The following is an 11,795-nucleotide window of genomic DNA, read 5'->3' on the forward strand; positions in this document are numbered from 1 at the left end:
CCCGCATCCTGATGTCCAGGATGCAAGCGCGGTGCCGCACGGAGAACCGGCTGACTCAAACGTGTGCGTGATTGTCACGCCTTCGTGTCCGGCCAGGCCCGCATGGCCGATTCCGCCACCGCTTCCAGGACCTGGCGCGAAGCTCCGTCGCAGGCCTGCTGATTCATGCCCTGGATCACGGCGGCGTAGAACGCCGCCGGCGTCTCGGGGTCGGTGTCGCCCGGGAGGCGCCCCGAGTGGCGTCCGTGCGGATGGCGGCCGCGATCGGGGATGCGCCACGAAAGATATTCGGCGCGCCTGTCACATCGTCCGCACCGCATCCGTCAGTGCTGCGTCGAACAAAAACGGGAACGGGGGCGGAACCCCGTTCGCGCCCCGCGAGCACCAGCGAGCACCGAGGAGAACCGCCATGTCCGAGCCGAAGAAGATCGCCGTTGTGGGTGCGACCGGCCGCCTGGGCAGCCACGTCGTCCGGATTCTCGAGGAGCGCGGCCACGATGTGGTGGCGCTGTCGCGCGCCACAGGCGTCGACGTGGTCACCGGCAAGGGCCTGGCCGACGCACTCGCCGGTGTCGAGATCGTCGTCGACACCGCCAGCACGCCGTCCCCGGACGAGAAGGAAGCCGTCGCGTTCTTCACCGCGTCCGCGGAGAACCTGCACGAGGCGGGCGCCGCGGCCGGCGTCGCCCGGATCGTCTCAGTGTCGATCATCGGCATCGACGAGTCGACCGGCGGCTACAACCGCGCCAAGGTCGTCCACGAAAACGCCCTGACGGCAGGCCCGTTGCCCGTCCAGATCCTGCGCGCCGCGCAGTTCCACGAATTCGTCGAACTCCTGGTGAGCTGGGGTCGCCAGGGCGACACCGCCTACGTCCCCGTCATGCGCACCCAGCTCGTCGCCGCCTCGGCCGTCGCCGAAGCCCTCGCCGACCTCGCCGAAGGCCCCGCCCCCGAAAGCGCCACCCCGCAGCGCCCGTTCCCCGAGATCGCCGGACCGCGTGAGGAGAACCTCGCCGAGGTCGCCAAGCTCGTCTACGCCGCCCGCGGCGAAACCGTCGACGTCGTCGAGGTCAGCGACCCGAACACCCCCGACCGCGACCTCCTGGAAAGCGGCGCCCTCCTCCCCGGACCGCACGCCCGGCTCGCCGGCCCGACCTTCGAAGCCTGGCTGGCCGACGCCTGAGCGGGACCGACGCAACTTGTCCCGCGCTGCCGCACCCGACCCACGGCGCGGATCGTCGACGGCCCCGGCATCACCGGGCACCCGCCGACGATCCGCATCCCCGACGACAGCGGCGGCCGCCCGCCGGCCCCGACCGGCCGCCAGGGTGGCCCGGCACCGGGGCGGCCGCCCTTTCCGCCCCGGTAGATTGCCGCCGGACAGAGCGGAGAGGACGCCCATGGACATCCGCAGGCTGGAGTGTTTCCTCGCCGTCGCCGACCACCTGCACTTCGGCCGGGCGGCCGACGCGCTGTCGCTCGCCCAGTCCACGGTCAGCCAGGCCGTGCGCGGGCTGGAGCGCGACCTGGGGGCGCCGTTGTTCGAGCGCCACACCCGGCTCGTCCGGCTCACCGTGGTCGGGCAGGCGTTCCTGCCCGAGGCCCGCGCGGCATACGACGCCCTGGCCTCGGCCTACGAGCGGGCCCGGGCCCTCGCACGCGAACAGACCGAGGAACTCGTCGTCGGCTGTCCTCCCGAGCTCGGGCAGATGCTGGTCTCCCGCGCCGTCCCCGCGCTGCGCCGGCTTTCGCCGACCGCGGTTCCGACGTTCCGACAGCTGCCGACACTGCGTCAGATGGAGCTGCTGCGGGACCGCCGCCTGCACGCGGCCCTGTGCTGGACCCCGGAACTCGACGACACGTTCGCGTCCACCGTCGTCCAGCACGGACGGCTGGTGGCGGTCCTGCCGGACCGGCACCCGCTCGGCCGGGAAGCCGAGGTCCCGCTCGGCGCGATCGCCGACGAGCCCCTGATCGGCTGGCCTCGGGAGATCAACCCCAAGCTGTACGACCGCTTCGCCGAGGCGCTGCGCCGGACCGGCAAGCCCGTGGCCCCGGCCGGCACCGTGGTCGGCGGGGACAACGTCGCCGCGCGGGTCCTGGCCGGGTTCGGCGTCGGCATCGTGTTCGAGCACCAGGCGCGCCGGGAGCCGATTCCCGGCGTCCGGTACGTGCCGATCGCCGAGGCCGTGCCGGGCCTGGACCGGCACCTGGTGTGGCGCGTCGACGAGCGCCATCCGGCGCTGCCGGGCTTCGTCCGCGTGGTCACGGCGCTGTTCGCGGAGACGGAGGGCCTCCGGCCGGTCGGGGCGTGACCTTCACCACGGCCGCCCCACCGATTGATCGTCCCCACCGATCGATCACGGCGATCGATCACGCCGGTCGGTCGCGCCGCAAGCCGCGGCAAGGCAGCCCGACTCATCACCGCGGCCGATATATGCCCAGGTCAGAGCCCGCACAGCAGGACACGGCGCTGTTGATGCGGCGCCCCTGGGCCGGTAGGACTGCCGGGACACCACCGAATCCTGACGCACCGTCAGGCGGCGCCCGGAGGCGACCTGATGCACGAACCCGCCGGTCGGCCCCGGGCCCTCGTCCCCGTCCTGGTGGCGTGCGCCGTCGTCGTCTCGGTCATGCAGACCCTCGTCGTCCCGTTGCTCCACGACCTCCCCCACTTGCTCCACGCAGCCCCCGCGGACACGTCCTGGGTCATCACGGTCACCCTCCTGACCGGCGCACTGGCCAATCCCATCGCCGGGCGCCTGGGCGACATGTACGGCCGCCGCCGGCTCCTGCTGGCGTCCCTCCTCCTGCTCTCCTGCGGATCGGTCGTCTGCGCCCTCGCGGACTCGCTCGCGCCGATGATCGCCGGACGTGCCCTGCAAGGCGCGGCCTTCGGCGTGGTGTCGCTGTCCATCGGCATCGCCCGCGAGGAGCTTCCCGCCGCGGCGCTCGGTTCCGCCGTCGGCATGATCAGCGCGGCCAGCGGCGCCGGCTATGCGTTCGGGCTTCCGGTCGCGGCTTTCGTCGTCCAGACCGCGAACCACCACGTGATGTTCTGGGTCACCGCCGGGCTCGGGCTCCTGTGCGCCGCGGCCGTCACCCGCGTCGTCCCGGCCCGGCCGGGCCGCCGCAGCGGCAGCTTCGACGGCCTGGGTGCGGCGGGACTGTGCGCGGGACTCGGGTCGCTCCTGCTGGTGGTGAGCAAAGGCCGGGACTGGGGATGGACCAGCCCCACGGTGGCGGGCCTCGGCACCGGCGGCGTGCTGGTGCTGGGTCTGTGGGCGGTCTGGGAGCTGCGGACCCGCGAGCCCTTGGTGGACCTGCGGCGGGCCTCCGGACGGCGCCTCCTGACGATCAACGCGGCCACGCTGGTCGTCGGCTTCGGCATGTACGTCCAGAGCCTGGTGTGGCCGCAGATCCTGCAGATGCCCGAGGCCACCGGCTACGGGATGGGCCTTTCCCTGGCCGTCTCCGGCCTCGTCCTCATGCCGGCCGGAGTGGCCACGATGACCGCCGCGTCCTTGTCGAGCCGCCTGTCCCGCGCGCACGGCCCCCGGACTTCGCTCGTCGCGGGCGCGGGCCTGCTCTGCGTCGCCTACGCCGCCGCCCCCTGGCTGCTCGGCCGACCGTGGCACGTCCTGATGGCCACCTGCGTGATCTCCTTCGCCATCGGCCTGGCCGTCGCCGCCATGCCCGCGCTCGTCATCGGCGCGGTACCGGCCGAGGACACCGCCGCCGCGACCGGCCTCAACAGCCTCATGCGCTCCACCGGCACCGCCATCGGCGCCGCCATCACCGGCGCGGTGCTGGCGAACGGCACCCGCGACTTCCCGGGCGGCCCCAGCGCGCCGACGCAATCCGCGTTCGTCACCGTGCTGTCCATCGGCCTCGCGGGCTGCGCCGCGGGTCTGGTCCTGGCCCTGGTGATCCCGCGGAACGACCGCCACCGCACCCCGGGCAAGGCCGAACCCCGTCCCGATGGCGCGCCTTCCGGTGAGCACACACCGCTCGCGGATCAGGCGCCCTGACGCGCGCTCCCCTCCGCAACGAAACGCGCGGGAGTGATGGGCAGTTCGCGGGCCCGGATACCCGTGGCGTGGAAGTAGGCGTTGGCGATCGCGGCGCCGGAGCCCACGACGCCGATCTCGCCCGCGCCGCGGGCGCCGAGGTCGCTGATGTGGGGATCGGGCACGTCAACGAGCAGGACGTCGACGTCGGCGATGTCGGCGTTGACCGGGATGTGGTAGCCGGCGAAGTGCGGTTCCACCACGTGGCCGCGCAGCGGGTCGGTCGTGGTGGCTTCCATGAGCGCCTGTGCCAGCCCGAAGGTCATGCCGCCGACGAGCTGGCTGCGCGTGGTGCGCGGGTTGACGACGCGGCCGATGTCGAACGCCCCGAGCAGTCGCCGGACACGCACCGCTCCGGTCACCGCGTCGACCGCCACCTCGGCGAACAGGGCGCCGAACGAGTGGACGGCGTACGGGGTCCCGGCATCCGGCCGGTAGTGGCCGACCGCCGTCACCGCCTCGCCGCCGGCGCGGCGCAGTTCCGCGGCGAGCGCGTCCGCGGTCAGGTCGAGGTCGGCGGTCCGTCGGCCGTGGAACGGCGAGTCGGGGTCGGCGGCCGCCCGCGCGAGGACATCGTCGCGGACCGTCTCGCAGGCACGGCGCACCGCCGGACCGACGTGGGCCACTGTCTGCGACCCGATCGACGGGGGCGCCTCGGGATGGTCGGTGTCGCCGAGCCGCACGGCGACGCGGTCGACGGGCAGCCCGAGGGCATCCGCGGCAATCTGGCCGAGAACCGTGTAGGTCCCGGTGCCGATGTCGTGCGAGGCCACACTGACCACCGCCGTGCCGTCGGCCCGCAGTTCGGCCTGCGCCGACGCGCGGCCGGGGTCCATCGCGTGGGTCGCGGTCGCCATGCCCGTGCCGATCAGCAGGTCGCCGTCGCGGCGGGCACCGGGTGTGGGGTCGTACGGATACCAGCCGAACCGTTCCGCGCCGAGGCGGTAGCACTCCTTGAGGTGCTTGCCGGACCACAGGCGGCCGGACACCGGGTCGGTGTCGGCGTGGTTGCGCAGCCGCAGTTCGATCGGGTCCAGCCCCAGGGCGTGGGCGAGTTCGTCCATGGCCGATTCCAGTACGAAGGAGCCGGGGGCGCGGCCCGGGGCGCGTTGGAAGGTCGGCGGCGGCATGTCGAGGCGGGCGATGCGCTGGCGCACGGTCACGTTCGGGCACGCGTACAGCATCGGCGTCGAGCCTCCGGTGGACTCCACGACGTTCTCGCCCGGCGACGTGGCGGTGACCGCCTCGTGCTCGATCGCGGTCAGCACACCGTCGTGCCGGGCGGCGAGGACGACGTGCTGGCGGGTGGTGGGCCGGTTTCCGCAGGAGGTGAACATCTGGGGACGTGTCAGTACCAGGCGGACCGGCCGTCCGACGACGCGCGCCGCGGCGGCGGCCAGCAGGACGTGCGGCCAGACCGTGCCCTTGCTGCCGAATCCGCCGCCGACGAACTCGGAGAGAACACGCACCCGGTCGAGCGGCAACGCGAACGCGGTGGCGAGCGCCTCCCGGACGCCGCCGAGGAACTGGGTGGAGTCGTACACGGTGAGGCGGCCGTCGTCGGACCAGTGCGCCGTCGTCGCGCAGGGCTCCATGGAGTTCATGTGCTGCGCGGGCGTCGCATAGTGCGCGTCGATGCGGATGTCGGCCGAGGCCAGTCCGGCGCCCAGGTCGCCGCGCACGACGTCCTCACGTCCCGGCGGCATTTCCGGGCGGGCGTCCTCGATGCGGACGACCGGGCTTTCCTCGTCGTAGTCGACCCGGACGAGTTCGCTGCCCGCGGTCGCCTGCTCCGGAGTCTCGGCCACGACGACCGCGATGTGCTGCCCGTGATGGTGGACCAGGTCGTCGGACAGCGGCAGCCGGCCGTCGCCCACGGGACCGGCCCCGGCCGAGTAGAACGACGCCACCGGTACGAGTCGCGGCATGGTGGCCGCGGTGAGCACCGCGAGCACGCCCGGCGCCGCTTCCGCCGCGGCGGTGTCCGTGTGCGTGATCCGGCCCTTCGCGATGGTGCTCTGCCGGACGGTCGCGTACGCGAGGCCGGGCAGGGCGATGTCGGCCGTGTAGTGCGCCGCCCCGGTGACCTTCGCGCGGCCGTCTCTGCGCGGGTACGGCGCTCCGATCGCGTTCATGCGGGCGCTCCGTCGCGTGGGGTCGCCGTCGGCGGCGGTGGGGGTTGGGCGGTGAGCGCGTGGAGTGCCCGGAGGACGGCCCCGCGGATGAGACCGACCTTGTCGGCGTTGTCGCGCCGCGGCCGCGCGCCTTCGGTCGCCGCGTCGGCGGCGCGGGCGAACGCCGCCGCATCGGGGGCGGCGCCGATCAGGGTGCGTTCCGCGGCGCGCGCCCGCCATGGGACGGTGGCGACGCCGCCGAGCGCGATCCGGGCGTCGCGGATCCCCCCGTCGCGCACATCGAGCCCGACCGCGGCCGAGGCCATGGCAAACGCGAACGACGCGCGCTCGCGCACTTTCACGTAATGCGAATACGCTCCGACGGGTTCCAGCGGGATCGCTACTCCGGTGATCAATTCCCCGGGCCCCAGGACGGTTTCGCGCTCCGGAGTGTCGCCGGGTAGCAGGTGGAAGGCGTCGGCCTGAACCTCCCGAGCGCCGTTCGGCCCCGCGACGGACACGCGCGCGTCGAGCGCGGCCAACGCGACGGCAAGGTCGGACGGATGTACGGCAATGCAGTGCTCGCTCGTGCCGAGTACGGCGTGGCCGTGATGAGCGCCGTCCATGGCCGCACACCCCGACCCGGGGACCCGCTTGTTGCACGGCATCGCGGTGTCCCTGAGGTATCCGCACCGGGTGCGCTGCATCAGGTTGCCGCCCAGCGTCGCCAGGTTCCGCAACTGCGGCGACGCGCCGGACAGCAGCGCCTGCGCGAGCATCGGAATCCGGCGCGCCTCGGGGTGGGCGGCCAAGTCGCTGTTGGGCACCAGGGCGCCGACGCGCAGCGTCCCCGCGTCCGCTTCGACGCGGTCCAGCGGCAGGGCGCCGATGTCCACCAGATGTGCGGGCCGGGCGACACCGCACTTCATCAGGTCGACGAGATTGGTGCCGCCGGCGATGTACATGGTGTCCGGACCGTGCTCGCGCCAGACCTGTTCGAGGTCGGCGGGACGGGTGTAGGAGAAGGGCCGCACAGGTGGCCTACCGTTCTTTCCGGTCCCGGACCGCGGCGATCGCCGCGACGATGTTGGGGTACGCCGCGCAGCGGCACAGGTTGCCGCTCATCCACTCGCGGATCTCGTCGTCGTCGCCCAGGTGCCCCTCGTCGGCCAGGGCGACCGCCGACATGATCTGGCCGGGCGTGCAGAAACCGCATTGGAAGGCGTCGTGATCGACGAACGCCTGCTGGATCGGGTGCAGCGCGTCTTCGGATCCGGCTTCCCGGTCGGCTTCCGGGTCGGCTGCGGTGCCGTTTCGGGCGTCGCTTCTCGGGCCGCTTCGGGCGTCGGTTCGGGGGTCGCTTCGGGGTTCGCTCAGGGGGCCGGCCAGCCCTTCGATCGTGGTGACCTCGCGGCCCTGGTGCATGACCGCGAACGTGAGGCAGGACGTGACGCGCCGTCCGTCGAGGAGCACCGTGCAGGCACCGCACTGGCCCAGGTCGCAGCCTTTCTTGGGGCCGGTAAGCGCGAGGCGTTCGCGCAGCGCGTCCAGCAGGGTGACCCGCGGCTCGACGCGCACCCGCCGCGGTTCTCCGTTGACCCGCAGCTCGACCTCGACCTCGCCGCCCTCGGCACGCGTTCCGGGCATGGTCGTTCCCTCACCGCTCGCGGTTCTCCGGGCTCCAGCGGCCCGGAATGGTGGCGGCTACCCGAACCGGTCGCGGCGTACACGCCCGCACCGCGCGGAGGGTACGGCCGGAGGGCCCTACGCCCGTGGGAGTAGTGCCTTTCGGAACCTCGGGACGAGCCGCGGGCGGGAATCCGCCGGAATACTTGTCAGAGTTCGACACCCGACGAATCCTGCGGGTCGCCGCTCGGCCGACCGCGGATTCGCCCACTCTGGAGATTTCCCGCATGCACGACCCGCACCGCCGGTCCGCCGACGACACCGCGCAGCCCTTCTGCCGGGCCACGGCGCGCGTCCGGACCCGCGGCAGACGCGGCAACGCCTGACCCGTCGATGACGGCCCGACCCGGGCCGTAGGCCGCGTCCGCCGAACGCGCTGCCGTTCCCGCGCCCCTCGACTCCTTTCCTTCTTCTCTTTCCTTCCTTCACTTCCGCTCCGTCGACACCGACGTGCCGCGTGCCTCCGCCGCGGTACCCGTCGGCATTTCCGCGGTCCGTCCGGTGCGCGGCACTGCCGCGCCACGGAGCGCTCCCCCTTGCCTGCCTTCGCCCAGGGCTTCTGCCTTCGACCACCCGGAGACACCTTCCATGGCCACATTCCTGTACCGCATCGGACGCGCGGCGTTCCGCCGAAGGCGGCTGGTCCTCCTGCTCTGGGTGGCCGTGCTGGTCGCCGTCGGCGTGGGTGCCGCGTCCGCGTCCAAGCCCGCCGCGAAGCCGTTCTCGATACCCGGGATCGAAGCGCAGAAGGCGATCGACCTCCTGGACGAGCGCAGCCCCGACGCGGCCGGCGGCGGCGCCACCGCCCGGATCGTGTTCCGCGCCCCCGACGGCCAGCGCATCGACGCGCCGCAGAACCGGGCCGGTGTGGAGAAGACGATGGGCGCCCTCCAGGGCACCCCTGAGGTCGCCGGGATGTCCGACCCGTTCTCCGCGGCGACGGTGAGCCAGAACGGCTCCACCGCCTACGCCACCGTGGACTACACGGTCGGGTCGGACCTGCTCAAGGACTCGACGCGGGACGTGCTCGAAGGCGCCGTGCAGCAGGGCAAGGCCGCCGGTCTGACCGTCGAGGTCGGCGGTGACGCGCTGCAGGCCGAGTCGAGCGTCGGCAACGGCGAGATCATCGGTGTGGCGATTGCCGCCGTCGTCCTCGCGATCACGTTCGGCGCGATGATCGCCGCGGGCCTCCCGCTGCTGACCGCCATCCTCGGCGTCGGCGTCGGCATCGCGGGGATCACGGCGCTGGCGGGCGTGTTCGACCTGTCGGAGAGCACGTCGACGCTGGCGATGATGATCGGCCTCGCGGTCGGCATCGACTACGCGCTGTTCATCGTCTCCCGGTACCGCAGCGAGCTGCGGCTGGGCCGGGAGCCCGAGGAAGCCGCCGGGCGGGCGGTCGGCACCGCCGGGTCCGCGGTGGTCTTCGCCGGGCTGACGGTGGTGATCGCGCTGTCCGGTCTGGCCGTCGTGAACATCCCCATGCTCACCGAGATGGGTCTGGCCGCCGCGTCGACCGTCGTGATCGCGGTCCTGGTCGCGCTGACGTTCGTCCCGGCCCTGCTCGGCTTCGCGGGCAAGCGGATCTTCGGACGCAAGGACCGCAAGCGTGCCGCCCGGCACGCCGAGGCCGGAACGCGGCCGGCCGCCGACAAGCCGAACATGGGCTCGCGCTGGGCGCGCTTCGTGCTCCGCCACCCGGTGGCGGTGCTCCTGACGACCGTCGTCGGCCTCGGCGCGATCGCGGTGCCCGCGGCGAGCATGAACCTGGGCCTGCCGGACGACGGCGCGAAGCCGACGAGTACGACGCAGCGGCAGGCGTACGACATCCTCGCGGAGAACTTCGGCCCCGGCTTCAACGGGCCGCTGCTGCTGGTCGTCGACACCGCCAAGACCAGTAACCCGGACGCCGCGGTGCAGGCGGTCCGCCACGAGGTCGAGACGCTGAAGGGCCGCGGCGTGGCGTCCGTCGGCGAGGCCGTGCAGAACCGTGCCGGCCATCTCGCCACCTTCCAGGTGACCCCCTCCACCGGGCCGAGCGACACCAAGACCGAGACGCTGGTCCACGACATCCGCAGCGTGGTCGAGCGGGCCGATTCGGACACCGGGGCACGCACTCTCGTCGGCGGCACCCCCGCCCTGAACATCGACTTCTCGCAGAAGCTCAACGACGCGCTGCTCCCCTACCTGGCCCTGGTGGTCGGGCTCGCGTTCCTGCTGCTGATCGCGGTGTTCCGGTCGATCCTGGTACCGCTCAAGGCGGCCCTCGGCTTCCTCCTGTCGGTCACCGCGGCACTCGGCGCGGTGGTCATGGTCTTCCAGTGGGGCTGGCTGAACGGACTCTTCGGCGTCGAACAGACCGGCCCGATCATGAGCATGATGCCGATCTTCCTGGTCGGCGTGGTGTTCGGCCTGGCGATGGACTACGAGGTGTTCCTGGTCACCGGCATGCGTGAGGCGTTCGTCCACGGGGCCAAACCGCGCGAGGCCGTGGTCGACGGCTTCCGGCACGGCGCCCGCGTCGTCACCGCCGCGGCGATCATCATGATCGCGGTCTTCGCCGGCTTCATCGGGGCGACCGATTCGATGATCAAGATGATCGGATTCGGCCTCGCCGCAGCGGTCTTCCTCGATGCGTTCGTCGTCCGCATGGCACTCGTCCCGGCCGTGCTCGCCCTCTTGGGCAAGTCCGCGTGGTGGCTGCCCAAGTGGCTCGACCGCATCCTGCCGAACGTCGACGTCGAGGGCGACAGCCTGCGCAAGCACATCGCCGCCGGCCACGGCGCCACCGCGGAACCGCGTCGGCCGTCCGCCGACGACGACCGCGACCGCGAACCCGCGGGCGTCTGACCTCCCGCAAACCCCGGCACCCGCAGCCCGGCGACGGTCCTTCCGGACCCGCCGGGCTGCGGCATTGCGGCGTGCGAGATGCGGCGTGCGGCTCGACGACGTTCTCGAGGAACTCCCGGGCCTCAGCCCTTCGGGTGCAAGATCGCCCGGGCGGCCTCGTCGACGTTGCGGTACGTCCGGCCGCGGCGCAGCCCGCGGACGGCCTGCACCAGCGGATCAGGCGCGTGGTGCGCGACCAGGCCGCGGGCGAGGGCGTTGCGGTCGGCGGGGAAGGTGGACCGGTCCAGGTGCCGTGCGAGCTGGGACCTGAACTCGACGTCCGCGGGGGTGAGCCCTTCGCTGCTGCCCGGCTGCGGTCCGCCTCTCGGGAATGCCGGGGCCTGGTCGTCGCCCTCGGGTTCGGCCTCCCGCCACTCGTGCATGCGGCTCGAGTGGCCGCTGCGCAGTTCGCTGTCGACCTCGGACCGCATCGCGTCGTCCAGCATCGGACCGTGCTTGTCACTGCCTCGGTCGTCGGGCATTGCCGTCTTCCTTTCCGTGGCACCGGCCGGCGGTTGCTGTGATGAGGCGGCTTTCCGTCCCGACGCGTCGGAAACCCCGGCCGGGGCCACGGTCCGGGACGTCAGGGCGCATCGGCAGGGCGGCGCGGCAAGAAGGTCCGCAGCTCCACCCGGTCGTCCACCCGGTTCCGGCCCCGGCCCGGAGCGGCGTTCTTCCCCGTGACACGGTGCGCCGGCTGGTCGATGTGGGTGATCTCGATACGCGGCACGAGTTCCGGCTCCGCCAATGCGGCCAGGCGGGCCTTCAGGTCGGCGGCCGGTTCTTCGTAGAGGTCGTCAGCACGAGGGCTTCCTTGCGGCGCGGCGGCGGTTGATTGCCGAGGTGGTCCGGGAGGCGTTCGAGCTGCTTGGTGAGCAGTCGTACGCGCCGAGCTATCCCGCGGCGGCGGCGATTCCCGCCCAGGCGATGTCGGGTGAACCGTGGATTTCCGTGGGCGACTTGGTGGAATCGGGACTCCTGCCCGCGGGGGCCCGGTTGACGCCGAGGCCCGCGGCGTACGCGGACGAGGCGAGCC

Annotated in this window: 8 protein-coding genes; 4 read left to right on the forward strand and 4 right to left on the reverse strand. The window is 72.8% G+C overall.

Going from position 1 to position 11,795, the window contains the following annotated elements; genetic code table 11:
• Positions 1-409: 409 nt before the first annotated feature.
• From ACPA54_RS02070 to ACPA54_RS02080, 3 genes are all read left to right on the forward strand, one after another.
• Positions 410-1,183, forward strand: coding sequence for an SDR family oxidoreductase (locus ACPA54_RS02070; protein WP_423526136.1), 774 nt, complete (start codon positions 410-412; stop codon positions 1,181-1,183).
• 217 nt (positions 1,184-1,400) lie between these two features.
• Entirely contained in the window at positions 1,401-2,315 is a 915-nt protein-coding gene (locus ACPA54_RS02075; RefSeq protein ID WP_423526138.1) for a LysR family transcriptional regulator, read from the forward strand.
• A 246-nt stretch (positions 2,316-2,561) separates the two neighbouring features.
• Positions 2,562-4,031 (forward strand): MFS transporter, encoded by a 1,470-nt coding sequence (locus ACPA54_RS02080; protein ID WP_423526140.1) that lies wholly within the window; start codon positions 2,562-2,564, stop codon positions 4,029-4,031.
• Here ACPA54_RS02080 and ACPA54_RS02085 read toward each other — a convergent pair.
• From ACPA54_RS02085 to ACPA54_RS02095, 3 genes are read right to left on the reverse strand one after another with little or no spacing between them, the layout of a single operon-like run.
• Entirely contained in the window at positions 4,019-6,205 is a 2,187-nt protein-coding gene (locus ACPA54_RS02085) for a xanthine dehydrogenase family protein molybdopterin-binding subunit (RefSeq protein ID WP_423526142.1), read from the reverse strand. The genes ACPA54_RS02080 and ACPA54_RS02085 overlap by 13 nt on opposite strands.
• Complete coding sequence (locus ACPA54_RS02090; RefSeq protein WP_423526144.1) at positions 6,202-7,218, reverse strand: FAD binding domain-containing protein; 1,017 nt, start codon at positions 7,216-7,218, stop codon at positions 6,202-6,204. The genes ACPA54_RS02085 and ACPA54_RS02090 overlap by 4 nt, the downstream gene beginning before the upstream one ends.
• A 7-nt stretch (positions 7,219-7,225) precedes the next feature.
• Positions 7,226-7,831, reverse strand: coding sequence for a (2Fe-2S)-binding protein (locus ACPA54_RS02095; RefSeq protein ID WP_423526146.1), 606 nt, complete (start codon positions 7,829-7,831; stop codon positions 7,226-7,228).
• Between the two features lie 627 nt (positions 7,832-8,458).
• Here ACPA54_RS02095 and ACPA54_RS02100 point away from each other — a divergent pair.
• On the forward strand, positions 8,459-10,720 hold the full coding sequence (locus ACPA54_RS02100) for an MMPL family transporter (RefSeq protein ID WP_423526148.1): 2,262 nt from the start codon (positions 8,459-8,461) through the stop codon (positions 10,718-10,720).
• A 122-nt stretch (positions 10,721-10,842) separates the two neighbouring features.
• On the opposite strand, the gene ACPA54_RS02105 is transcribed toward ACPA54_RS02100, so the two are convergent.
• Positions 10,843-11,241, reverse strand: a complete 399-nt coding sequence (locus ACPA54_RS02105) for a DUF2795 domain-containing protein (protein WP_423526150.1) — start codon at positions 11,239-11,241, stop codon at positions 10,843-10,845.
• Positions 11,242-11,795: the final 554 nt, after the last annotated feature.

The sequence above is a fragment of the Uniformispora flossi genome, from assembly GCF_049534875.1.
Classification (GTDB): Bacteria; Actinomycetota; Actinomycetes; order Streptomycetales; family Streptomycetaceae; genus Yinghuangia; species Yinghuangia aomiensis.